The 23,799-nt window shown below is 72.8% G+C and carries 22 protein-coding genes; 12 read left to right on the forward strand and 10 right to left on the reverse strand.

Annotated elements, in window-relative coordinates; translation table 11 throughout:
* Positions 1-2 precede the first annotated feature (2 nt).
* Positions 3-773 carry an alpha/beta fold hydrolase gene (locus tag ABEA93_RS17420; RefSeq protein WP_345676485.1) on the forward strand — a complete coding sequence of 257 codons (771 nt, stop codon included), beginning with the start codon at positions 3-5 and terminating at the stop codon, positions 771-773.
* 60 nt (positions 774-833) lie between these two features.
* Here the strand turns inward: ABEA93_RS17420 and ABEA93_RS17425 are convergent, their stop codons facing one another.
* Positions 834-1,652 (reverse strand): MFS transporter, encoded by an 819-nt coding sequence (locus tag ABEA93_RS17425; protein ID WP_345676486.1) that lies wholly within the window; start codon positions 1,650-1,652, stop codon positions 834-836.
* Between the two features lie 279 nt (positions 1,653-1,931).
* Between ABEA93_RS17425 and ABEA93_RS17430 the strand changes: the two genes are divergently transcribed.
* Positions 1,932-3,365, forward strand: a complete 1,434-nt coding sequence (locus ABEA93_RS17430) for an FtsW/RodA/SpoVE family cell cycle protein (RefSeq protein ID WP_345676487.1) — start codon at positions 1,932-1,934, stop codon at positions 3,363-3,365.
* Here the strand turns inward: ABEA93_RS17430 and ABEA93_RS17435 are convergent.
* On the reverse strand, positions 3,289-4,866 hold the full coding sequence (locus ABEA93_RS17435; protein ID WP_345676488.1) for an alpha/beta hydrolase fold domain-containing protein: 1,578 nt from the start codon (positions 4,864-4,866) through the stop codon (positions 3,289-3,291). The genes ABEA93_RS17430 and ABEA93_RS17435 overlap by 77 nt on opposite strands.
* Positions 4,867-5,016: 150 nt before the next feature.
* Between ABEA93_RS17435 and ABEA93_RS17440 the strand changes: the two genes are divergently transcribed.
* The 3 genes from ABEA93_RS17440 (at position 5,017) to ABEA93_RS17450 (ending at position 8,446) form a co-directional block, all read left to right on the forward strand.
* Complete coding sequence (locus ABEA93_RS17440) at positions 5,017-6,126, forward strand: LLM class flavin-dependent oxidoreductase (protein WP_345676489.1); 1,110 nt, start codon at positions 5,017-5,019, stop codon at positions 6,124-6,126.
* A 42-nt stretch (positions 6,127-6,168) separates the two neighbouring features.
* The gene (locus ABEA93_RS17445) at positions 6,169-7,845 is read left to right on the forward strand and encodes an N-acyl-D-amino-acid deacylase family protein (protein ID WP_345676490.1); all 1,677 of its coding nucleotides are present in this window, start codon (positions 6,169-6,171) and stop codon (positions 7,843-7,845) included.
* Between the two features lie 85 nt (positions 7,846-7,930).
* Entirely contained in the window at positions 7,931-8,446 is a 516-nt protein-coding gene (locus ABEA93_RS17450) for a DUF4232 domain-containing protein (protein ID WP_345676491.1), read from the forward strand.
* Between the two features lie 91 nt (positions 8,447-8,537).
* On the opposite strand, the gene ABEA93_RS17455 is transcribed toward ABEA93_RS17450, so the two are convergent.
* Positions 8,538-9,314 carry a 2OG-Fe(II) oxygenase gene (locus ABEA93_RS17455; protein WP_425584971.1) on the reverse strand — a complete coding sequence of 259 codons (777 nt, stop codon included), beginning with the start codon at positions 9,312-9,314 and terminating at the stop codon, positions 8,538-8,540.
* An 89-nt stretch (positions 9,315-9,403) separates the two neighbouring features.
* Positions 9,404-9,874 carry a VOC family protein gene (locus ABEA93_RS17460; RefSeq protein ID WP_345676492.1) on the reverse strand — a complete coding sequence of 157 codons (471 nt, stop codon included), beginning with the start codon at positions 9,872-9,874 and terminating at the stop codon, positions 9,404-9,406.
* 164 nt (positions 9,875-10,038) lie between these two features.
* On the opposite strand from ABEA93_RS17460, the gene ABEA93_RS17465 reads away from it, so the two are divergent.
* The 4 genes from ABEA93_RS17465 to ABEA93_RS17480 all read left to right on the forward strand — a co-directional run bounded on the left by ABEA93_RS17465 (position 10,039) and on the right by ABEA93_RS17480 (position 13,279).
* Entirely contained in the window at positions 10,039-10,896 is an 858-nt protein-coding gene (locus ABEA93_RS17465; protein WP_345676493.1) for an IclR family transcriptional regulator, read from the forward strand.
* A gap of 85 nt (positions 10,897-10,981) precedes the next feature.
* Positions 10,982-11,410, forward strand: coding sequence for a nuclear transport factor 2 family protein (locus ABEA93_RS17470; protein WP_345676494.1), 429 nt, complete (start codon positions 10,982-10,984; stop codon positions 11,408-11,410).
* A 152-nt stretch (positions 11,411-11,562) separates the two neighbouring features.
* Entirely contained in the window at positions 11,563-12,513 is a 951-nt protein-coding gene (locus ABEA93_RS17475) for a TIGR03619 family F420-dependent LLM class oxidoreductase (protein ID WP_345676495.1), read from the forward strand.
* Positions 12,514-12,613: 100 nt separating this feature from the next.
* A complete protein-coding gene (locus ABEA93_RS17480) occupies positions 12,614-13,279 on the forward strand; it encodes a TetR/AcrR family transcriptional regulator (RefSeq protein WP_345676496.1) in 666 nt (221 codons plus the stop codon).
* Positions 13,280-13,328: 49 nt separating this feature from the next.
* Here ABEA93_RS17480 and ABEA93_RS17485 read toward each other — a convergent pair whose 3' ends face one another.
* Positions 13,329-14,183 carry an NAD(P)-dependent oxidoreductase gene (locus ABEA93_RS17485; protein WP_345676497.1) on the reverse strand — a complete coding sequence of 285 codons (855 nt, stop codon included), beginning with the start codon at positions 14,181-14,183 and terminating at the stop codon, positions 13,329-13,331.
* A gap of 330 nt (positions 14,184-14,513) precedes the next feature.
* On the opposite strand from ABEA93_RS17485, the gene ABEA93_RS17490 reads away from it, so the two are divergent.
* The gene (locus ABEA93_RS17490) at positions 14,514-15,575 is read left to right on the forward strand and encodes a PhzF family phenazine biosynthesis protein (protein WP_345676498.1); all 1,062 of its coding nucleotides are present in this window, start codon (positions 14,514-14,516) and stop codon (positions 15,573-15,575) included.
* Here the strand turns inward: ABEA93_RS17490 and ABEA93_RS17495 are convergent.
* On the reverse strand, positions 15,562-16,038 hold the full coding sequence (locus ABEA93_RS17495; protein ID WP_345676499.1) for a winged helix-turn-helix transcriptional regulator: 477 nt from the start codon (positions 16,036-16,038) through the stop codon (positions 15,562-15,564). The two genes, ABEA93_RS17490 and ABEA93_RS17495, sit on opposite strands and share 14 nt — an antisense overlap.
* 122 nt (positions 16,039-16,160) lie before the next feature.
* Between ABEA93_RS17495 and ABEA93_RS17500 the strand changes: the two genes are divergently transcribed.
* Positions 16,161-17,078, forward strand: coding sequence for an alcohol dehydrogenase catalytic domain-containing protein (locus ABEA93_RS17500; protein ID WP_345676500.1), 918 nt, complete (start codon positions 16,161-16,163; stop codon positions 17,076-17,078).
* 11 nt (positions 17,079-17,089) lie between these two features.
* Here the strand turns inward: ABEA93_RS17500 and ABEA93_RS17505 are convergent, their stop codons facing one another.
* The 3 genes from ABEA93_RS17505 to ABEA93_RS17515 form a co-directional block, all read right to left on the reverse strand.
* The gene (locus ABEA93_RS17505) at positions 17,090-17,560 is read right to left on the reverse strand and encodes an NUDIX hydrolase (protein WP_345676501.1); all 471 of its coding nucleotides are present in this window, start codon (positions 17,558-17,560) and stop codon (positions 17,090-17,092) included.
* A gap of 198 nt (positions 17,561-17,758) precedes the next feature.
* Positions 17,759-19,969, reverse strand: coding sequence for a catalase/peroxidase HPI (katG, locus tag ABEA93_RS17510; protein ID WP_345676502.1), 2,211 nt, complete (start codon positions 19,967-19,969; stop codon positions 17,759-17,761).
* Positions 19,970-20,327: 358 nt separating this feature from the next.
* Positions 20,328-20,939, reverse strand: a complete 612-nt coding sequence (locus ABEA93_RS17515) for an Rv1733c family protein (RefSeq protein WP_345676503.1) — start codon at positions 20,937-20,939, stop codon at positions 20,328-20,330.
* A gap of 297 nt (positions 20,940-21,236) precedes the next feature.
* On the opposite strand from ABEA93_RS17515, the gene ABEA93_RS17520 reads away from it, so the two are divergent.
* Positions 21,237-22,319 (forward strand): PP2C family protein-serine/threonine phosphatase, encoded by a 1,083-nt coding sequence (locus ABEA93_RS17520; RefSeq protein WP_345676504.1) that lies wholly within the window; start codon positions 21,237-21,239, stop codon positions 22,317-22,319.
* A gap of 16 nt (positions 22,320-22,335) precedes the next feature.
* On the opposite strand, the gene ABEA93_RS17525 is transcribed toward ABEA93_RS17520, so the two are convergent.
* Positions 22,336-23,757 (reverse strand): PAS domain-containing protein, encoded by a 1,422-nt coding sequence (locus ABEA93_RS17525; RefSeq protein WP_345676505.1) that lies wholly within the window; start codon positions 23,755-23,757, stop codon positions 22,336-22,338.
* Positions 23,758-23,799: the final 42 nt, after the last annotated feature.

Genomic DNA, 23,799 nt, shown 5'->3' on the forward strand with positions numbered 1-23,799 from the left:
CCATGATCGACACTGCGCCGCGTACGTTCGTCCTGGTCCACGGGGGCGGCCACGGAGGCTGGTGCTGGCAGCGCCTGGCCCGGGAGCTGCGGGCGCGCGGCCACGACGTGTGGACGCCCACGCTGACCGGCTTCGGGGAGCGCCGGCACCTCGGCGGACCGGACACGCCGTTCGCCACGTTCGTCACCGACATCGTGCACGTCCTCGACCACGAGGACCTGCACGACGTCGTGCTCGTCGGGCACAGCATGGGCGGTGTCGTCGTCCCGCGCGTCGCCGAGGCCGCGCGCGAGCGCATCGGGCGCGTCGTGTGGCTGGCCGCCGTGGTGGCGAACGACGGCGAGACGCTGCTCGACGCCGTCCCGCAGACTCCGGAGGTCGCCCGCGCGGTCACCATCGAGCCGGACGGCACGGCCCGCACCGACCACCGGCTCATGGCCGAAGTCCTCATGCCGGAAGGCACCGACGAGGACCGCGCGTGGGTCACCGCACGCCACTGCGCCTACCCGCCCGCGGCGCTGGTCGAGCCGGGACGCTTGTCGGCGTTCCGCGCGCTGGACATCCCCGCCTCCTACATCGCCGCGACCGCCGACGCCGCGATCCCCCTGGCCTTGGCCCGCACGTTCGCCGCGCGCCTCCCCGACGCCCGCTATGCCGAAGTCGACGCCGGACACGACCTGATGATCACCCGGCCCCGCGCCACCGCGGACGGGCTGGAAGCGGTATGCGCCGAAGCCGCAGCCAACACCGACACCGACACCGACACCGACTGAGCATCCGAGCCGCCGGTCGCGGAGCCGTGCATCACGGCCCGCCACCGGCGCGCCTGCCCGCTAGGACCCCACCCCGGCGCGCGACGTGGAATCCGCACCGCGGACCCCCGGTGCCGACGCCACATGCCGCGCCGGTCCCCGCATGAACATCGCCACCACCAAGGCCGCGACCGCGCAGGCCGCCGCCGACAAGAACGCCCACATGAACGCGCCGTCGGTGTACACCGCCTGGTGTGTCCGCGGGTCCGCCCGCAGGACGTCGTGGGCGAGGATCGCGCCGGTCACGGGCACCGCGACACCGCTGCCGAGGCTGCGGGCGACGCCCAGGACGCTGGTGCTGACCGCGGTCTGCTCCGGCGGCACGGCGTCGACCACGAGTTGCGCGGTCGACAACGGCGACAGTGCGAAGCCGATGCCGTAGATGGCGCTCCACAGGCAGATCTGCCAGGTGTGCGACGGGAACAGCGCCAGCAGCGTCATGCTCACCGCGAAGGACGCCATCGCCAGCCGCAGCGTGGCCCGCGGCCCGTACCGGCGCACCAGCAGGCCGCCGGTCAGGCCGAGGACGATCGCGACCAGCGCGTACGGCAGCTGATAGGTCGCCACTTCCCACGCCGTCAGCCCGAACCCGTAGGTGATGCCGGGCTGCCGCGGCGTCTCCAGCATCAACGCGCTCAGGTACGCGTACGCCGACAGCACGAAGCTGCCCAGCACCGTCACGACCAGCGTCGGCCCGAGTGCCCGCCCGAACATCACCCGCACGTCGAACAGCGGGTCCTCGATCCGCAGCGCCCGCACCCCGAACAGCGCCAGCAGCACCGCGCCGCCCAGGTAGCACGCCACCGCGCGGCCTGACGTCCAGCCCCACACGCCGTCCACCCGGTCAGCACCGTCACCGCCCCGACGTTCACCGTCGAAGGCCGCCCCGACCTGCTGCTGTCCGCATATGTGATGCGCGCCGATGCCACCGCCGCCGACATCCGCGCCATCGCCGCCCGCCTCCGCGGCGAGTGCGGCGCGATCACCGCCCTGCTCGGCGGACGCGACCCCTGGCACCCGGAGATGCCTTAATCTTCTCGCAGTTGCGATCGGCGGTCTCCGTCGTTCTTGGGTGCGGTACTCCTCGGTACTTCTCGCATCTTCGGGGGCACGACACAGATGGCACGATCGCGCAACCGGGCGCGCGACACCGAACTCCGCATGCTGGTCTTCGCCGTGGCACTCTGCCTGTTCGGCTACGCCCTGGTGGGCTACGCGGTCGACGACCGCCTCCCCGACGGCTTCTTCACCGTCGGCGGCGGCCTCGCCGTCCTGGCCGGCGTCGCGCACCTGGCGGTACGGAAGTTCGCCCCGTACGCCGACCCGCTCATCCTGCCGGTCACCACCACGCTCAGCGGTCTCGGCCTGGTGCTCATCCACCGCCTCGACCTGTCCTACAAGGACACCTACAACTCGCCCCCCGCCGCCGGCGGACAGGTGATGTGGACGGTCATCGGCGTCACCGCCTTCACGATCCTCCTCGCCGTGCTGCGCGACTACCGCCTCCTGCAGCGGTACGTCTACATCACCGCGCTCGTCGCGCTGGTGCTGCTGATGGCCCCCGCGTTCTTCCCCGGCGACACCTACGGCGCGAAGCGGTGGATCCGCGCGGGCGCATTGTCCTTCCAGCCCGGCGAGTTCGTGAAGATCATCATCACGGTGTTCTTCGCCGCCTACCTCACCATGCAGCGCGACGCACTCGCGCTGACCGGGCGCCGCATCTGGGGCATCCACCTGCCGCGCGGACGGCAACTCGGGCCGATCGTCACGGTGTGGGTGTTCAGCCTGCTCGTGCTGGTCTTCGAACGCGACCTCGGCACGTCGCTGATCTTCTTCGGCGTGTTCGTGGCCGTCCTCTACATCGCCACCGAACGCACCGGCTGGGTCCTCTTCGGCCTGCTCATGGCCGCCCTCGGCGCGGCCGTCGTCGGCAGCTACGAACCGCACGTGCACGGCCGCGTGGTGGCCTGGCTGCACCCGTTCGACTACTACCTGCCGCCCGGCCAACGCCCCGCCGGCCTGGTCTCCGACCAGGCCGCCCAGGCGCTGTTCAGCTTCGGCTCCGGCGGCATCCTCGGCACCGGCCTCGGCCGCGGGCATTCCGAACTCATCGCGTTCGCCGGGCGCAGCGACTTCATCATCACCGCCGTCGGCGAGGAGCTCGGGCTCGCCGGGATGATGGCCGTACTGCTCCTCTACCTGCTGCTCGCGCAGCGCGGCCTGCGGACCGCGCTGGAGGCGGGCGACGCGTTCGGGAAGCTCCTCGCCGCGGGTCTCGCGTGCGCGCTGGTGTTCCAGGTGTTCGTCGTGGTCGGCGGCGTCACAGGGCTGATGCCGCTCACCGGCAAGGCGCTGCCGTTCCTCGCCCAGGGCGGGTCGTCGGTGGTGGCGAACTGGCTGGTGATGGCGCTGCTGGTACGGATCAGCGACGGCGCCCGCCGGCCCCAGCCCAAACCCGGGCCGGCGGGCGGGATCGTCAGGTCCCCAACGCCGTCCGCACCGCGTGGTACGCCGCTTCCCGGGCCTGCCGAGCGGCCTCCAGCGGCATGTTGAGGAAGCCGTGGAACATGCCCGGGTACACCCGCACATCGGTCGGGATCCCGGCGTCGGCGAGGCGCTGTCCGTAGGCGACGCATTCGTCGACGAGGGCGTCGCATTCGCCGACCAGCAGGTGCACGGGCGGCAGCCCGCGCAGGTCCGGGGTCCGCAGCGGTGAGGCCAGGGGATCGAACGCGTCGGCGGGGGTGCGCAGGTAGGACGCGTGGAACCAGTCCGCGGTCTCCTTGCGCATGTAGTAGCCGCCGTTGCCGTACGCCGCCTTCGACGCGGTCTCCGCGGCGAGATCCGTGCCCGGGAAGATCAGCAGCTGGTAGGCGATCTCCGGCCCGCCCCGGTCGCGGGCCTGGATCGCGGTGACCGCGGCGAGGTTGCCGCCCGCGCTGTCCCCGGCGACCGCCAGACGGGCGGTGTCCAGGCCGAGGCCGCGGCCGTGCGCGGCGACCCACGCGGTGGCCGCGTAGGTGTCGTCGACGGCGGCGGGGAAAGGGTGTTCGGGGGCGAGCCGGTAGTCGACGGAGACCACGGCGGCGCCGGTTCCGGCGGCGAGGCTCGCGCAGCTGTGGTCGTACAAGTCCAGGTCGCCGAGGCAGAAGCCGCCGCCGTGGAAGTAGACGATCACCGGGTGCGGGCCCTCGGTGTCCGGGCGGTAGAGCCGCGCGGGCAAGTCCCCGGCGGGCCCGGGTATGCGCAAGTCCTCGGCGCTCGTCGGGAGTTCGGCGGGCTTGCGGGCACGCGCCGCGGCGGAGAGCTGGGCGCGGCCTTCCTCGTGCGGGATCGTGCCGAAGGCGGGGAACGAGGCTTCCAGCGCGGCGACGAGCGCGACGGCTTCCGGGGCCAGGGGGCGGGGGAGGGGCGCGTCCGACAGCGACGCGCCGGCGGGCTGCGGCGTGGCCGGCTCGGCTGCGGCGGGTTCGGGCCGCGTGGGCTCGGTGGCGGGCTCGGGCATGGGGCTTTCCTCCGGTGCCAGTTCCGACAGCGTCGCGCGCAGTTCCTCGAACGCCGCCAACTCTCCTGTGTAGTGCTGCTCCGCCCAGACCAGGATCGCCGACGCGTAGGCGTTCTCGCGTCCCGACGGGGCCGCCGCGCGCGAGCTGCGGATCTCGTCGACGAGCGCGCGGGTCGCGGCCTGGTGGGAGTCGATCAACTGGGCGACCCGGTCCGGGCCCGCCAGGTGGCCGAGCCAGATCCGCAGGATCACCGGGTGCTTGAGCACGCCCGCCTCGACGTCGGCCTCGCGCAGCCATGCCGTCACCGCGTCGCGGCCGGCGTCGGTCAGCGTGTAGAGCCGCTTGTTGCGCAGGTCGTCGTTGGCGACAGGGGCGACCCGGTGCCGGACGTAGCCGGACGACTCCAGGCGGCGCAGTTCCGCGTACACCTGGCTGAGCGCCGGGCTCAGGTGGAAGAAACGCAGGCTGTGGTCGGCCCACTTCTTCAGGTCGTACCCGCTCATTTCCCGGCCGCTCGACAGCAGGCCGAGAAGTGCCCAGCCGGTCACGGGAATTGAAACGGCGTCACGTGAGGTGCCCATGGCTGCGGAACCTAGCAGAAGCCCTTGACTTATTCATCCATGTCGTAATCCTGAGGAGGGTACTACTGATCGAAGTACTCGGCGGCGTAGCGCATCGCGCCGGAATCGGAGTCAGGCATGCTGTTCTCCATGGGCTTCGAAGCCCAGCTCGCCCACCCCACCCCCGAACGCGAACGCCGACTGATCCTCGACTGCGTCGACCAGGCGGTCTTCGCCGAAGAGATGGGCTTCGACCGGATCTGGGCACCCGAGCACCATTCGCTCAAGTGGTACGCGCACATGAGCGCACCCGAGGTGTTCCTGACCTACGTGGCGGCCCGCACGTCCCGCATCCGGGTCGGGCACGGCGTCGTGCTCATGCCGTTCAAGTACAACCACCCGGTGCGGGTCGCCGAACGCGCCGCGATGCTCGACCTGCTGTCCGGCGGACGCCTCGACCTGGGCGCGGGCCGCGGCGCGACCCGGCAGGAAATGACGCTGTGCGACGTCGACCCGGAGCGGACGTACCTCGAAGTCGAGGAATCGCTGCGGATGATCGCGCAGATGTGGCGCACCGACGAGTTCTCCTGGGACGGTGAACTCTCCATCGCCCCGCACCCGATCCTGCCGCGCCCGGTGCAACTCCCGCACCCGCCGCTGTTCATGGCGTGCAGCAAGGTCGACACCGTCCGGCTCGCCGCCGAATACGGCGTCGGCGCGCTGGTACTCGGCTTCGACGGCATCGACGAGATCCGCGAGTACCACGACGCCTACCGCGAAGCCTGCGCCTCCCGCACCGGCGAACGCTTCGTGTCCGACCGGGTCAACGACCACTTCAGCGCCCTGCTGCCGACGATCGTGCTGGACGACGCCGAGGAGGCGTTCCGGATCGGCGCCCGCGGCCAGCGGTTCTTCGCCGAATCCCTCGCACACTGGTACGGCGGCGGCCCGCCCCCGGCGCAGGACACCGAAGACGTCGACAACGTGGCCGAGATCGCGGCGGCCCGCGACCGGGTCGTCGCCAAGCTGCACGAGGCGAACGTCCCGGTCACCCCGAAGGCGCTGTCCACGTTCAACATCGACCACGCGTACGGCAGCGCCGACCACGCCGCGGGCTTCGTCGAACGGCTCCGCGACGTCGGCGTCGACGAGGTCATGCTGATGATCCAGATGGGCACCGTGCCGCAGGACGTGTGCATGGAGACCATCCGCCAGTGGGGCACCAAGATCATCCCGCGTTTCCGCTGAGCCGCCGCCCGCACCGGCAGATCCACCAGAGGAGGCACCACCATGCACGATCTGGTCATCCGCGGCGGCACCGTCGCCGACGGCACCGGCAACGCCGTCCGCACCGGGGACATCGCGGTCGACGGCGACCGCATCACGGCCGTCGGCGGCCGGGTGGGCGCAGGCCGCCGCGAACTCGACGCCGACGGACTCCTGGTCACGCCCGGCTTCGTCGACATCCACACGCACTACGACGCCCAGGCCACCTGGGACGCCCTGCTCACCTCGTCGTGCTGGCACGGCGTCACCACCGTCGTCACCGGGAACTGCGGCGTCGGCTTCGCACCCGTCCGCCCGGACCGGCGCGACTGGTTCGTCGAAGTCATGGAGTCCGTCGAGGACATCCCGGCCCCGGTCCTGCGGGCCGCGCTGGCCTGGGACTGGGAGACCTTCCCGGAGTTCCTCGACGCGCTCGACCGGGTGCCGCACGCGCTCGACATCGCCGCACTGCTGCCGCACGCCGCACTGCGGGTATACGTGATGGGCGCCCGCGGCGCCGATCCCCATGCCGTCCCCCGCGCCGACGAACTCGGCGCGATGACGCAGCTGGTGCGGGAGGCCGGGGAGGCGGGCGCCGTCGGGTTCGCGACGTCCCGGACCGAGCACCACCGCACGGGGGACGGCGGCTTGCTCCCGTGCCACGCCATCCGCACCGACGAACTGGCCGCGGTCGCCGCCGGGTTGGTCCAAGCGGGCGGCGGCGTGCTGGAAGTCGGCAGCGACTTCCCGGACGGCGACCTGGAGACCGAGTTCGCCGGCTACCGGCGCATCGCCGCGGAATCCGGGCTGCACATGACCATGCCGGTCGCGGAGAGCCCGAGCCGCCCGGGGGAGGGGCGGCGGCTGCTCGACCTCATCGAACAGGCCGCCGCGGACGGGGTCCCGGTCAGCGCGCAGGTGACCAGCAGGCCGATCGGCGCGGTGTTCGGCATCGACAGCCGACTGCACCCGTTCGCCGCCATGGCGGCCTGGCGCCGGGCCGGATCGGATCCGGCGGTGCTGCGGCGCGGCGACGTGCGGGCCGCGGTGCTCGGCGAAGCACGCGCCGCCGGGGCGGATCCGCGGCTCGGGTCGGTGTTCCGGATCGCCCACGCGGCGTCCGGGTTCCCGGTGCCCGCGGACGCGTTGGGGGCCGAGGCGGCGGCCGCGGGCGCCGACCCGCTGGCGTTCCTGTACGACGCGCTGGTGGCAGGCGACGGAACGGCGCTGTTCTACCGGCCTGCGGTCAACTACGACGGCGGCGACGACCGGTGGGTCGAGCGCATGCTGCGGTCGCCCCACGCCGTCCCCGGGCTCGGCGACGGCGGCGCGCACTGCTCGATGATCTCGGACATGTCCTCGCCGACGACGCTCCTGACCTACTGGGGGCGCGACCGGCCCTCGGGCGCGCTGCTGCCGGTCCCGTGGCTGGTCAAGCGCCAGACCGCGGATGCCGCCGACCTCGTCGGCCTCCGCGACCGTGGTCGGCTCGCACCCGGGATGAAGGCCGACATCAACCTGATCGACTTCACGCGGCTCCGCGCCCACGCCCCGGAAATGGCCGTGGACCTCCCGGCCGGCGGACAACGCCTGGTGCAACGGGCCGACGGATACCGGCACATGGTGGTCTCCGGCGAAGTCGCGTTCACCGACGGGGAGCACACGGGCGCCATGCCGGGCCGGGTGGTGCGCCGCACATAGGACGACATGGGGTGTGCTGCTGAGCCGTTCGGGTGGTTCGGCGGGCGAAGCGCTTGGCGGCGTGCGCTGCGGATATGGCCACGTCATGCGAACCGCAACTGCTCTGCCCCTGATTCCGCTGCTCCTGCTCGCCGCCGCACCCGCGACCGCGGCGACGGCGGCGCCCGGCCATGCCGGTGCGCCGCCGTGCGCGCCCGAGGACTTGGTCGTCGAAGCCCACGAACTCCCGCCCATCGCCCAGGCCGTCGTCCTGGTGCACGTCACCAACACGAGCGACGCGGCGTGTACGGTCGACCGCTTCCCGACCGTGACGTTCGGCGACCTGGACGGCAGCGCCCGGCCGGAGCCGCCGGCGTCCAGCGTGCCGTACGCCATCAACGCGCACGGGGACATCTACGCCGCCGTGCGCACCGACGACGGCAGCGGCAACACCCGGTACGTCCCGACGCTGACCGTGTCCGCCGACCCCGCCCACCCGGGGACCACCTTCACGGCCGCCGAGATCGGCGCGCCCACGCCCGGGATCCCGGTGTACGACCCGATCACCACGTGGTGGTTCGGCACCCCGGACGACGCGATCGCGGCGCTGCCGCCGCGCTGATTCCCCGCGTCGGTTCCCGCGCGATCCCCGCGGGGACCCGCTCGATCCCCGCAGTACCGAGGCGGCCCCGTACTCCCGTCGGGGCCGCCTCTCACGCGTCGTGGAACACCAGCCCCAGCGTGCGCCGCCGCCCCGACCGCACCGTGCTGACGCCGTGCCGCACCGCGCCCGCCGACCAGCCGCGGACCGACCGCACCGGGCGGTCTCGGGTGGTGAACACCAGGCCGTGCCCCTGCGGCAGCACCGTCGCCGTGCCGCGGGACTGCGCGCGGGCCCGCTGTTCGAGCAGCAGGAACTCGCCGCCGGTGTAGTCCTCTCCCGGCACGTCGAGGCCGATCACCACCTGGAGCGGGAACACCAGGTCGCCGAACAGGTCGCGGTGCAGCGCGTTCCAGTCGCCGGGCCCGTAGCGCAGCAGGATCTGCGAGCCCTTGACCTGCCCGGCCTCGTGGCACATCGCCAGCCACGTCTCCAGGTCGTCCGGCCACGGCGCGGGACGCCCCAGCCGCGCGGCCCAGTCGCGGGCGATGGGCAGCAATCGCGGGTAGAACGCGCGCCGCAACGCGGCCACGGGTTCCGGGGCGGGGTCGGCGAAGTAGCGGTACCGGCCGGAGCCGAAGCGGTGCCGGGCCATGTCGACCGTGGAGCGGAACAGCTCGGTGCGGTCGTACCAGGCGGCCAGGTCGCGGCACTGCGCGGGCGTGAGGATCGGCGGTGTCAGCGCGCCGCCGGCGGCGTCGAGTTCCGTGCCGAGAGCGGACCAGTCGGCGTCGGCCACGCGGCGGACGGCTCCGTCGAGGCCCGCCGCGGGCGGTGCGGGTGCTGCGGGTGGTGCGGGTGGTGCTGGGGTCACAGGTGCAGTGGTCATGAGTCCTCCGGTGCCCAAGCCTGCCGCGCGAGCGGCTTGCGAACCGGCGGAAATCGGACATCGCGCTGGGTGTGGCCTACTCGGCGGGTCTACTCGGCGTGGCTGTTGCCGATCTCGACGCGCACTCCGTCCGGGTCCTCGAGGAAGACCAGCTCGTTGCGGCCTGCCGGCATGTCCACGATCGTCCGTGTGTGCTCCAGCACCCGGCCTCCGCACGCGACCAAGTGGGCGACGGTCGCCGTGACGTCGTCGGCGACGAAGGCGATGTGGGTGAGGCCCACGATGTTCCGCCGGTTCGACGGCGTGCCGTCCACCGCGGGCGAGCGGTAGTGCAGCAACTCGATGGTCATGGCTTCCTTGCGGATGAACTGCGCCGTGAGGTCGATCTCACCGGGCACCTCCAGGCCTTTGCCGTACTCGGTGCCGATCGGGTAGGTCGCGAACGGCTCGAAACCCAGCCCGTCGCAGTAGAACCGCAGCGACGCGGCGAGGTCGGTCACACAGATACCGAAGTGGCTCGTCTCGGTGCGTACCTGAGGCGCAGTCACGGGCTGGGGCATGGGCTGTCCTTTCCTCGACATGGTGGTACACATTTGCAACGCGGTGTTGCACTATGACTCCCGCAGGAAAGCACACACCCCCGGCATGCTCCAGCGGCATGTGCGAACTTTCTTGAGAGGCAGCACTTGTGACGGAACGTCAGTCACCGCCCACGGAGCGCGTGGTGCAGGTCCTCAACTTGTTCGCCGACCACCCCGACCGCCGCTGGACCCTCACCGGCGTCGCGGAGGCGCTCGGTCTGACCAAGGCGACCTGCCTGGGCATCCTCGGCGTGCTGACCGACGCGGGCTTCGCGACGCGCGACGACGCCAAGACGTACGGCCTCGGCCCGGCGCTCCTGCGCCTCGGCTGGGCCGCGGAGACCGGTCTCGCCTCGCTCGACGTCGTCCGGCCGCACATGGCCCGGCTCTACGACCGCGTCGGCATGCCGTGCGTGCTGGTGTCCGTGCACCAGGACCATCTCGTCGTGGTCGACCGCATCGGCCCCATCGGGCCCGCCGACCAGCGCGACCTGGTCGGCGACCGGTTTCCCTTCACGCCGCCGCTCGGCCTCGTCAACGTCGCGTGGGCCGACGACGCCACGGTCGACGCCTGGCTCGCCCGCACCCCGCTCGCCCCCATCGGCGTGGGCGAGGAGACCACCCGCGACCTCGTCCGGGCCGCCCGCGCGCAGGGCTACCTCGTCGAACGCCGCGTCGGCGCGGCCGGGACGCCGAACGTCCTGCTCGCCAACCTGATCGGCTCCGACCTCCCGCCCGCGGTCGTCAAGGAACTCCTGGGCCATCTGCCGCCGACCGACTGGTCCGAATACGTGCGCGAGCTGCCCGCCGACGACGCCGCCGAGATCGACCTGTGGTGCGTATGCGCGCCCGTGTACGACCGGCGCGGGCACCAGCGCTACACGCTCACCCTGATGGGGGACACCACCCCGGTCCCGGCGGGCGAGATCCGCGCCCGGGCAGCCGAGCTGGTCGCGGCCGCGCAGGCCGCCTCGGCCTCCCTGGGCGCCCGGCCGAACTGACGCCACCGGCCGCTTACGACTTCTCCGGATCCGCGACGACAAGAACCTGCGACGACAAGAACCTGCGACGCAAAGGAGCACGCCCATGCCCGTCCCCACCAAAGAGCAACTGCTCACCTGGGCGCACCAGTACGTGGCCACGTGGAACGCCGGCGACAAGGCGGGCTTCGAAGCCAACTGGCGCGCCGTCGCCCCCGGCCACTTCCGCATGCTCGACCCGGTCGGCACGCCCGAGAAGGTCGGCTTCGAGGAGTGCTGCCTGAACCCGTTCGACCTGTTCCAGCCGAAACTGCAGTTCCGCATCCAGCCCGGCACCCTGTTCGTCTGCGGCAACGAGGTCGCCTGGGTGATGGAGAACCACTTCACCACCGACGAAGGCCGCAAGACCGTGGTGCTCAGCATCGAGACCTACCGCTTCGAGGCCGACGGCTCCGCGGTGCTGCGCACCTTCTACGACGTGCCCGACCACGGCGACGGCGAACTCGGCGAGATCTTCCAGACGTACCTGCCCTGACCCGCCCTCGCCCCGCACCACCCCCGCGGGGAAACACCCCTGCTCTGAACCACCCCTTGTCCTGAACCACCCCTTGTCCTCACCCACCGCTTGTCCCGACCCACCCCCGGCGGCGCCCCGGCCGCCGTCCTCGGAGAACGGAGCGCCGCACCATGGCCCCTGTCGTCCCGTCCGGCCGTCTCGTCTACGGCATGCAACTGCCCGTCCAGACCAAGAGCAAGAGCACCGCCGAGCCGTGGGAGCGCGACGCCGGCGTCGACGCCATCGTCACCGTCGCCCAGCACGCCGAGAACACCGGATTCTTCTACGTCGGCGTCTGCGACCACATCGGCGTCCCGGCCGGCCCGGAAGCCGACCATATGGGCACCACCTGGTACGACTGCGTCGCCACGCTCGGCATGCTCGCCGGACTGACCCGCACCGTGCGGCTGGTCTCGACCGTGTTCATCCCCGCCTACCGGCACCCGCTCGCCACCGCGAAGTCGTTCATGACGCTCGACAACCTGTCGAACGGCCGCATCGTCCTCGGCGTCGGCGCCGGCCACCTGCGCGGCGAATTCGACGCGCTGGGCGTGCCGTTCGAGAAGCGCGGCGCGCTTACCGACGAGGCACTCGACGGCATCCGCGCCGCCTTCGACGCGGAGTTCCCCAAGCTGACCGGCGAGCGGTTCCGGGACGGCGGCATGGGCCTCGGCCCGCGGCCGGTGCAGCCGTCGATCCCGATCTGGATCGGCGGCAAGGCCCGCCCGGCGCTGCGCCGGGTCGCGCTGCGCGGCGACGGCTGGATCCCGCAGGCCACGCCTCGCGAGCAGATGACCGAGGACATCGCCTACATCCGCGCGCTGCGCGAGGAGAACGGCCTGCCCGAGGCGCTGGACATCGGCTTCATCACCGAGCCCGTCCACGTCGGCACCCCGACCTGGGACCTCGGCGACGGCCCGGTGGTCAGCGGAAAGCCCGAGGAGATCGCCGAACGCATGCGCGAGATGGGCGAGATCGGCGTCAACCACCTCCAGGTCCGCTTCCGCAACCGGTCGCTGACCGAGCTGCAGGACCAGATGTCGGCGTGGCACACCGAGGTCGCTCCGCTGCTGAACGACTGACGCGTTCACCGACGGTCGGAGCGTCGTCCCCGGTCATCCGGAGGGCCGGGGACGACGCCCATAACGGAGTGCTTTGCTCCGTATCGGGTAGGGTCGCCTTGTGCCTTCCACCCGACGTCGCCCGGCTCCACGGCAGGCCGAGGCCGACCGCAACGACCGCGAACTGCTGCGCGCCGCCCGCGAAGTGCTCGCCGAGGACGGCGCGCACGCGTCGGTCGCGGCCATCGCCGCCCGCGCCGGGGTCGGCATCGGCAGCCTGTACCGCCGCTATCCGACCAAGGACGACTTGTTCCGGCACTTGGTCGACCTGTCGCTCGACCACTGGGTCGCCGTCCTGGAGGCAGCCGGCGCGGAAGCGGACGCGTGGACCGCGCTGTCGGTGTTCCTCACCCAAGGACTGGAGTCCGACAGCAGCGGCTCGCTCGCCGCGATCGCCGGGACGGTCGAGATCACCCCGGCGATGCGCGCCAAGGACGACCGCAGCGAAGCGATGCTGACCGCGCTCGTCCAGCGCGCCCACGACGCGGGCGTGCTGCGCCCGGACGTGTCCACCTCCGACATGTGGGCGCTCGTCGAACAACTCACTCCCGCGCCGATGATCGAACAACTGCGCAAACGCGGCCTCGCCGACCAGCTCCCGGCCGCGGCCGCCGCCCGGCGCCGCGTCATCGCGATCGTGCTGGACGGCCTGCGCGCCCCGGGCAGCCCGCTGCCGGACGCGCCGCCGCCGAAGGCGGTGTTCGACCGGCGCTGGGAAACGGGCTGAGGGGCTTCGGGCGCGGCTCCGCGCTTCGGCCGTCGGGTTGGGGGCCGGTTCAGACGTCGCGGAACCCGGCGAAGTACCCCGCGATCATGTCCTCGCCCCCGTGCCCCGCGGCATCGGCGCGCCGGAACCGGTCGCCCGCGGCCTCCGTGACGTCGACCGCGATGCCCGCCTTCCGGGCGGCGTCGGCGATCAGCCGGGTGTCCTTCTCCGCGTTGCGCACCGTGAAACTCGGGGTGAAGTCGCCCGCCCGCACCGCCGCCATCTTCGCCTGCAGGTAGCCGCTGTCCATGGGCCCGCCGGTCACCACCGCGGCAAAGTCCGCGGCGTCCACGCCCAGGCCGTCGGCGAGCGCGAGGACTTCGCCGACGACGGCGGTGAGCGCGATGGCGTAGTCGACGGTCACCAGCTTCAGCCGGGAGGCCGAGCCGACGTCCCCGGTGCGCACGGTCTTGCTGCCGACCGCGTCGAACACCGCGTCGGCGCGGTCGTCCCGCGGACCGCCCGCGAGGACCACCAGCGTCCCCGCCTCGGCGGGCTGCCGTGTCCCTTGCACGGGGGCGTCGACGAAGACCAGCCCGTGCTGCTCGGCGAACGAGGCCAGGCCGTCGAGCGCGGTGAGCCCGACGGTGCTCATCTGCGCCCAGCACTGGCCGGACCGGAGAGCCGACTCCGCGGCATCCATGGCCGACGCCACTGCTTCCCCGTCGCTCAGCATCGTCACGACGACGTCCGCGCCGTCGACCGCCTCGGCCGGATCCGCGGCAATCCGCGCCCCCGCGGCGCCCAGCGGCTCGGCCCGCTCCCGCGTGCGGTTCCACACGCTCAGCCGATGTCCCGCGGCGAGGATGTTGCGGCCCATGGCCGCGCCCATGATTCCGGTTCCGAGCAGTGCGACGGCGGTCATGGCGGCTCCGATCGTGGTGGCGAGGTCGTACGGGGCCGAGGCCGACGGCTGACGCACCACCGGCCGACAACGGCGGATTCCCCCGGGCGGCTGCCCGGGCATGGCGGTGGCACCACGCTATCCACCACTTGCTGCCGGGGCGGGCATGGACGTGCCGAAATGCCGGATCATGTCGAGGCATCCGAGGCATCCGAGGCCCCCGAGACGCTTCGCCGGACCCGGCCACCGACAGCACCGGCGAGGCCGAGGCGGCGCCCGAAGCTTCCGGAAACCGCACACGGCGGGCACGTGGGACGCCGATATCCACCGTTCACGTCTTAGGCTTCGAGCGTGCCCGCTGTCCCCGCCACGCCCGGCGACGCCGTCGCTCCGCCGCCCTCCGGCGCCATCGTCAACGCCTGCCTGCGCGACGGCCGGGGCGGCAGTCCGACCGCCGTGCTGCCCGAGAGCGGCCTCACCGAAGCGGAACGGCGCGCCGTCCCCGCACGCCTGGGCACCTCGCACGCCGTGTTCGTTGCCGCCGAGATCGCGCCCGACGGCGAAATCACCGCCGCACTGCGGTTCTTCACCACCGCAGGCGAGCTGCCCGCGTGCGGGCACGGCACCGTGGCCGCGCTGGCGTACCTGGCCGAGTTGTGGGGGATCGGCGGTGGGCCGGTGAGGCTACGCACGCACGGGCAGGCGGTCGAAGGGCACGTCGCCGCTCATCCCTACGGCTACGAGGCGGTGTTCACCCCAGGCGGGGTGGATATCCGCGAACCGGGCGAGGGGGAGTGGGAGGCAGTGGTGCGGGCCCTGCGGATTCCGGGGGCCGGCGCCGGGCGGGGCACGAGTCTCGGCGCGCGAGGGGGCACGAGTCGTGGCACGGGGCTTGGTGCTGGTGCTGGTGCTGGTGCTGGCGGTGGCGGTGGCGGTGGCACGCGGCGCGGCGCGAGCGCTGCCGCGGAGTCCGCATGTCCCCAGTCGCGTCACCCCCAGCCGCACCACGACCCCCGCCTCGCCACCCTCGGCCGTCCCCGCCTCCTCGTCCCCGTCGCCGACCGTGCCGTGCTCGCCGCCCTCGCCCCCGATCTCGACGAACTCCGCGACGCCTGCGACCGCGTCGGCCTGCTCGGCTGCTACGTCCACACCGTCCCCACGCCCCAAGGCCGGGCTGCCGCCCGCATGTTCGCCCCGTCGATCGGCGTGCCCGAGGACATCGCCAACGCCAACAGCACCGCGTGCCTCGCGGCCCGCATGGCGGCCGACGGCGTGCACGCGATCGCCGTCGACATGGGCGACTCGCTCGGGAGCCCCGCCACGATCACCGCGGGCACCCGGCCCGGGCCCGACGGCCGCTCGGCGTTCCACGTCGGCGGGGTCGCGGTCGTGGACCGGGTCATTCCGCGGTGAGCGCCTGCTCCTCGTCCGACACCCCGTCCGCCCGCCGGTGTCCCTCCCGGTGCGCGAGCACCTCGCTCATGTGGTCTTCGGCCCAGTCCTTGAGGCCGGCCGTCACCTGGTTCAGCGACATGCCGAGGCCGGTCAGCTCGTAGGTGACCGTGACCGGCACGGTGGGCGTGACGGTACGCGTGACCAGGCCGTCGGCTTCCAGCGAGCGCAGCGTCTGGGTGAGCATCTTCTGGCTGGCGCCCGCGAGCCGGCGGGACAGCTCGGAGTAGCGCATCGACCGGGGGCCGTCCCCGTGCTCGATGCCCGGACGGTGCGGGCCGTCGCTGCCGAGCGCCGCGAGGATCAACGCGACCCACTTGTCGGAGATCCGGTCGAGCAGCTGACGGCTGGGGCAGCCCTCCATGAACGCGTTGTAGCTCGTCCTCGCCTCGGCCCGCCGCTGAGCCGCCGTCTGCGTCGACATCGTTCGCTCCTTCGGTACCCGACGGGGGCTTACGCACTTTCAAGTGCCTTCTTTTGCCGCGAGGTTAACGAAACCAGCATGGAGCACGGAAACGATCACCCCGATCACACCGGAGCAAGACCATGCAGACCGCCACTTTCCGCACCGCCGTCGTCCGCGTCCCGAACGGGCCCGACTCGATCGAGATCATCGACGTGCCCGTCGCCGAGCCCGGCCCCGGCCAGGTCCGCGTCGCCATCGCCGCGGCGACGGTCAACCCCACCGACCTCGGGGTCGCCGCGGGCTTCTTCCACGCGATCGGCATGGTCCGGCAGCCCGAGCACACCGGCCTGGGCTGGGAATTCGCCGGTGTCGTGGATGCGGCCGGGCCGGGCGCCGACGTGGCCGTCGGCACCCGGGTGGCCGGCCTGGTGGTCGGCTTCGACCGCGACTACGGCACCTACGCGGAACAGATCGTGGTCGCCGCGGCCGACGTCGTCCCGGTCCCGGACGACCTGGACCTGGTCGCCGCGACCACCGTCCCGCTGAACGGGTCGGCCGCCGCGCACGCCGTCGACCTGCTCGGCGACGCGCCCGCCGAGGCCGCCCGGCTGCTGGTGACCGGCGCCGCGGGAGCGGTCGGCGCGAACGTCGCCGTCCTGGCCCGGGCCCGCGGCTGGCAGGTCACCGGGCTCGCCCGCGACGGCGACGAGGAGTTCGTCCGCGGCCTCGGCGCCGACTTCACCACGCACGCCGAGCCGGGCTGGGACGCCGTCGTCGACCCGGCGCAACTGAACGACAAAGCCCTCGGACTGGTCCGCGACGGCGGCGCCTACGTCGGCCTCCGGCCCGGGCTCGGACCCGCCGCCGAACGCGGAATCTCGGTCGCTTCCGTGGTCACCACCTCCGACCGCGCCCGCATCGCCGACCTCCTCGCCCGCGCCGCCGCGGGCGACCTCCCGGCCCGGGTCCACGCCGTCGTCGCCTTGGACCAAGCCGCCGACGCCCACCGCGCCACCGCCCGGGGCGGCCTCCGCGGCCGCTACGTCATCTGTCCCTGAGCCGCCTGCCCTCAGGTCTCCTTCCGCAGGCTCTCCACCAGCCGGTCCACGAACTCCGCCTGCGCCGCGTTGATTTTCCGGCGGGCCTCGTCCGGGCCGAACCACTCCGCCCGGTCGACCTCCGGGAAGCTCCGCAGCACGCCGGAGCCGCGCGGCCACTCCACCTCGGCGAGGTTGCCGACCAGGCTTGCGACGTCGAAGTCACCGGAAACCGCCCACGCGGTGACGACCTTCCCGCCGCGCTGGGTGACCGAGCCGAGCGGGACGGCGAGCGCCGGGTCGACCTCGGCGCCGGTCTCCTCGCGGAACTCCCGCACCGCGGCGTCGAGCGGCGCTTCGCCGCCGGTGTACTCGCCCTTGGGGATCGACCACGCGCCCGCGTCCCGCCGCGCCCAGAACGGCCCGCCGGGATGGACCAGCAGCACCTCGACCACTCCGTGGCGCATGCGGTGGAGGAGGATCCCGGCACTCTGCTTCGGCATGCGGGTGCTTATGCCCGGCCCGCGCACCCCGAACCGCACCGCCCGCCGGAAGCCACGGAGCCCCCCCCGAAGCGGCGGAAACGCCGATCGCGCCCGATTCCGTGTCGACGACGACACGGAATCGGGCGCGATCGCCCGGCTCACCGGCGCCCGGCGGACCTCACCGAAGCAACGTCCGCCGGCCCGGACCGGCGGTCGTCACACGTCGAACCGGTCCAGGTCCATGACCTTCGTCCACGCGGCCACGAAGTCGGACACGAACTTCTTCTTCGCGTCCGCGCTCGCGTAGACCTCGGCCAGCGCGCGCAGCTCCGAGTGCGAGCCGAAGACCAGGTCGACGCGGCTGCCGGTCCACTTGACCGCACCCGTGGCGCGGTCGCGGCCCTCGAACGCCGAGGCGTCCTCGGACGTCGGCGTCCAGACCGTCCCCATGTCGAGCAGGTTGACGAAGAAGTCGTTCGTCAGCACGCCCGGCGTCGCGGTGAACACGCCCTGCTGCTGCGCCGATCCGTGGTTGATGCCGAGCACCCGAAGGCCGCCGAGCAGCACGGTCGTCTCGGGTGCGCTGAGGGTCAGCAGGTTCGCCTTGTCGAGCAGCAGGTACTCGGCGGACAGCCGGTTGCCCTTGCCCAGGTAGTTGCGGAACCCGTCGGCGCCCGGTTCCATGGCCGCGAACGACTCGACGTCGGTCTTCTCCTGCGTGGCGTCCACCCGGCCCGGCGTGAACGGCACCACGACGTCGAAGCCCGCGCTCTTCGCGGCCTGTTCGACACCGACGCCGCCCGCGAGGACGATCACGTCGGCCAGCGACACCTTCTTTCCGCCGGTCTGCGCCGCGTTGAAGGCCTCCTGCACGCCTTCGAGCCTGCCGATGACCGCGGCCAGCTCGTCCGGCTCGTTGACCTCCCAGCCGGCCTGCGGCTGGAGGCGGACCCGGGCGCCGTTCGCGCCGCCGCGCTTGTCGCTGCCGCGGAACGACGAAGCCGACGCCCACGCCGTCGACACCAGCTGCGCGACGGACAGGCCCGAGGCGGCGATCGCCGCCTTGAGCGCCGCCACGTCGTCCGCCTCGATCCGCGCGTAGTCAGCGTCCGGCAGCGGGTCCTGCCACAGGAGTTCCTCGGACGGGACCTCCGGGCCGAGGTAGCGGACGACCGGGCCCATGTCGCGGTGCGTCAGCTTGTACCAGGCGCGGGCGAACGCGTCCGCGAACGCGTCCGGGTTCTCCAGGAAGCGGCGCGAGATCTGCTCGTACGCCGGGTCGAAGCGCAGCGACAGGTCCGTCGTCAGCATCGTCGGCGCGTGCGTCTTCGCCGGGTCGAACGGGTCCGGCACGGTGCCGTCGCCGGCGCCCGCCTTGGGCCGCCACTGGTGGGCGCCCGCGGGGCTGTCGAACTGCTCCCACTCGTAGCCGAAGAGGATCTCGAAGAAGGTGTTGTCCCACTGGGTCGGCGTGTTCGTCCAGATGCCCTCGAGGCCGCTGGTGATCGCGTCGCCGCCGACGCCGCTCTCGAAGGTGCTCTGCCAGCCGAGGCCCTGCTGCTCGAGCGCTGCCCCCTCGGGCTCCGCGCCGACGTTCTCCGCCGGTCCGGCGCCGTGCGTCTTGCCGAACGTGTGGCCGCCGGCGATCAGCGCGACGGTCTCCTCGTCGTTCATCGCCATGCGGCGGAACGTCTCGCGGATGTCGCGGGCCGCCGCGATCGGGTCCGGGTTGCCGTTCGGGCCCTCCGGGTTGACGTAGATGAGGCCCATCTGGACGGCGCCGAGCGGGTTCTCCAGCTCCCGGTCGCCGCTGTAGCGCTCGTCGTCGAGCCAGCCGGACTCCGGGCCCCAGTAGACGTCTTCCTCCGGGTCCCACACGTCCTCGCGGCCGCCGCCGAAGCCGAACGTCTCGAAGCCCATGGTCTCTAGGGCGACGTTGCCGGTGAGGATCATCAGGTCGGCCCACGAAAGGCTCTGGCCGTACTTCTGCTTGACCGGCCACAGCAGGCGGCGCGCCTTGTCCAGGTTGCCGTTGTCCGGCCAGCTGTTCAGCGGCGCGAACCGCTGCTGCCCGGCACCGGCGCCGCCGCGGCCGTCGCTGATGCGGTAGGTGCCGGCGCTGTGCCAGGCCATCCGGATCATCAGCGGGCCGTAGTTGCCGAAGTCGGCGGGCCACCAGTCCTGCGATGTGGTGAGGACCTCGGCTATGTCGCGCTTCACGGCGGCGAGGTCGAGCGACTCGAACGCCGCCTTGTAGTCGAAGTCCGCACCCAGCGGGTTCGCCACGTCGGGGTTCTGCGCAAGGATCTTCAGGTTCAGCCGGTTCGGCCACCACTGCCGGTTGCCGCCGCCCTGCGTCGGGTGCGGGGCGCGTCCGTGGACGACCGGGCAACCGCCTGCGGCATTTGCGTCTTGGTTCTCGGACATCGGAAATCCTTCCGGGCTGGTTCCGGGGCTAGGTGGTTCGCACTGCACGGGAACTGCGACAGGTGGAGGGGCCCGGGTATTCCGGGCACGGCACCCCGTCGGCAACGGCCGGCACCTCGGCGGCGGTCATAACTCAAGCTAACTTCGCAGAGGCGAACGATTCAAGGCAATGAATGACTCAAGTCTGAGTGGGTGCGCGAGGTAACGTTTACCCCTTTTGCCGTGCACAGGGAACGGCGCCACGCCGGAAAGGGGCCGAAACCGAACGGCCGACTGCCCGGCGGGCGCCGTGGATACGAGGGGAATGCTGGGGTCGCGAAGGGCTCGGCGGGGCGGGGCCCGGAGGGGCTCGGCGGGGTTACGCGGCCCGCGTCCAAGTCGGTGCGGTGCGCGCCCAGTCACGCGCCCACGCCGCCTTGCGCAGCCGCATGAACAGCTTGGACTCCGCCGCGGCCAGCGCGACGAGCAGGCCCGCGCCGATGAACGTGGTCGCCAGGCCGAAGCCCACGGCGTCCACCACGAGCCGCTCGTGCGGCGACGGGGGCGCGGCCGGCTGCCCGGCGCGGTCCAGCCAGATCGTCGTGGGCTCGCCCGTGTGGCCGACCGAACGGACATCCGCCAAACCGGTGTGCGGGGTGCCGTCCGCGGCCGTCCACGTCACGGTCGCCTTCACGCTGTCGCTGCCCGACCACGGGCCGCCGACCGAGTACACGTTCTGCTGGAGCACCGCCGGGACCGGGTGGATCGCAGCCGCGACCGTACGCTGGTGGGCCTCCGCATTGTCGAGCTGCACGCGCGCGGCCAGGAAACCCAGCGCGGGCAGCGCCAGCGCGAGCAGCAGCGCCAGCGCGGCGAACACTTCGTGACAGGCCTGGCCGCGGGTACGCAGCACGCTGCGGTGCAGATGCCAGCGGATCCGGTGCGGACGGCTCGCCGGGCTCGGCGGATGGAGATCTCCCGTGGTGCTCATGTCGGTGCCCTCCGATCGAGCCACGCCGTCGGCGGCGTACGGACCCGCCGCCGGATCCGCGATCCCGCCGTCCTCCCAGCCTCGCCGCTCGGCGCGCCTTGCGCATACCGGTGGCACACCGGGAGCGGGACCCCGCCGATCCCGTGTCTTTTTCCAGTGTCCCGCCGCACGGCCCGCTCGGCAGCGCGACCGCACCGGAAATCCGCCGCGCGCACGGCGCGTGGCCAATCGCGGTAACCCGGTGGTGACCAGGAGTGTCAAAGCCCTCAATCGGGTGGATATTGCCACAATGAGCTGATGCCCAGGCACACTCCGTCCCGGGAGCGGCCCGCAGGTCTCGGACCGCTGCTGGCCCTCGTCGCGCTCATCACGGTCATCGGCATCTTCACGCCGAGCTACGTGCGCCTCGCCGGCCCGCTCCTCGCCGTACCGCCCGCGCTGGCCGCGGCCCGCCTGAGCCCTCGGGACACCGGCTACGTCGGCGCCGCCTCCCTGTTGGGCGAGGTCGTCATCGGCATCGGCCACTACGACCTCGACGCCTTCAACTGGCTCGTCCAGGCCGCGGCCGTCGTGCTCGTCAGCATCGTCGGCGTCTACCTCGCCCAACTGCGCGAATCGCAGCTCGACCAGCTCGTCCGCACCCGGCGTATCGCCGAGATCGCCCAGCAGCTCGTGCTGCGCCCGCTCCCGCCGCGCCTCGGACCGCTGCGCGTCGCCCAGCTGTACTTGGCCGCGGAGCGGGAGATCCAGCTCGGCGGCGACCTGTACGCCGCGGTACGGACCCGCTCCGGCACCCGCGTGCTGATCGGCGACGTCCGCGGCAAGGGCCTGCCCGCGGTCGGCGACGCCGCCCAGCTCCTCGGCGCGTTCCGCGGGACCGCGCACCAGCAGCCCGACCTCGTCGCACTCGCCGACATCCTGGACGCCGGGGTCACCGGCCACCATGTCGAGGACGGCGAGGAGAACCTGCCGCAGGAGAGCTTCATCACCGCCGCGCTGGTCGACATCCCGGACGAGACCGCGGTCCTGCGGCTCGTGCAGTGCGGGCATCCGCCGCCGCTGGTGCTCAGCGGGCACCGGGTCCGCGTCCTGGAGGCCGCGCACACATCGCCGCCGCTGGGCCTCGACCTGGGGCCGGTGGAACGCGGGACGGACACGTACGCGTTCGGCGCGGGCGACGTGCTGCTGCTCTACACCGACGGGGTGGTCGAGGCCCGCGACGCCGGCGGGGCGTTCTACCCGCTGGCCGAGCGACTCCCGCAGTGGTCCGGGGACAGTCCGGAGGACCTGCTGGACCATCTGCGTGCGGACTTGCTCGCCTACGCGGGGCACCGGCTGGACGACGACGCGGCGATGGTCGCCATCGCCCGGGAAGCGTGACGGGCTCCGGCCCTGGTCAGCCCGCCGCCCGGGTGCCGTCCCCGATCCGCATCCCGGTGTCCGGGCCGGATTCCAGCGCGGGCACCGGGATGCGGATCGGAGACGGCAGCCGGCGTGGCGGGCCGGTGTCGACGACCGCGCCGGGCACGGTGAGCCGGGTCGGCGGCGCCGGGCGGCGGCGCAGGGGCGTGATGCCGCCTTGCAGGTTCTCGTCGTGGCTGCCCGCGTGGCGGCCGGCCCGGCGGGACGTGGGGACGGCGGGCGGGTCGGAGCGCAGACGGGTGACCGGCGCGTGGGCCGCCGTGGGGGAGACGGCGTCGGGATCGGTCGGCAGGGCGTCGGTCAGCAGGGTGTCGGTCAGCCGGACCGCGTGCAGGCAGTCTTCGGCCAGGCGGCGCAGGGTCTGGGTGGCTTCCGGCCACAGGGCGCCCGCCGGGTCGTCCGCGAGGCGGATCAGGGTGTGGGCGACGCGGCCGAGCGGCGTGCGGAGTTCGCGTTCCAGCAGCGCCGCGGTCTTGTTGCGCTGCTCGGTCATCGCGTGGACGGCGGAGCGGTCGGCGAACGCCACGATGGCGCCGACGATGCGGTCCCCGTCGGTGACCGCGGCGGTGCTCAGTTCGACCGGGCGGGCGGTGCCGTCCCGGTGCCACAGGACCGCGTCGGCGCTGCGGTGCCCGCGGCCGGTGCGGAGGGTCGAGGTCAGCAGCGCCATGTCCGGGTCGAGCGGGGCGCCGTCGGCGTGCGCGGGCATGGCGAGCGGCAGAAACTCGCGCCCGCCGAGGTCGGCGGCGCCGTAGCCGAGGAACCGGGTGGCGGCCGGGTTGGCCAGCACGATGCGGCCCCGGGCGTCGACACCGACGACGCCTTCGGCGGTGGCGCGCAGGATCGTCGTGGTCTGGCTGTGCAGGCGGCGCAGTTCCGCTTCCAGGCACAGCCGCGCGGTGAGGTCGCTGATCGTGACCAGCAGCAGGCCGCGGTCGTCGTGCACGACTCCGTGCAGGTCGAAGCCCGAGACGGGGAAGGCCGCTTCGTGGCCGACGTCGGCGTGCCGCACCGGCCGGACCGCGACCTCGGCGGTGAACTCGAAGCTGTCGGTGCAGCGCACGGTCATGCGCGCGACCGCGTCCGCCTGGTCGTCGTGGTCCGGGCCGCCCGGTGTCCGGCTCAGGTCGAACTGCGGGAGGACGTCCAGAACACCGAGGCCGACAAGGTGGGTTCCGGGCGCCTGCAAGCTGTCCACGGCGGCGGTGTTGGCGCCGACGATGGTGGCGTTGCCGTTCACCAGCAGGATCGCCTGCGGGAACGCGTCGAGGATGCCCGGGAGCCGCGCCCCGGTCCGCCGGTCGGGCGCGGCGCTCGCGGGGTACGGCACCAGGTCGGACGGGTGCGTTCCGGTGGGCGCGGGCGATTCCACCGGAGCAATGCCTGCGTAGTTCACTCTGCCGCCAATCTCGGAGCGGGTAGGCGAGGCCGCCGCCGC

Origin of the sequence: Yinghuangia aomiensis (assembly GCF_039542225.1) — a bacterium.
In the GTDB taxonomy this organism is placed as follows: domain Bacteria; phylum Actinomycetota; class Actinomycetes; order Streptomycetales; family Streptomycetaceae; genus Yinghuangia; species Yinghuangia aomiensis.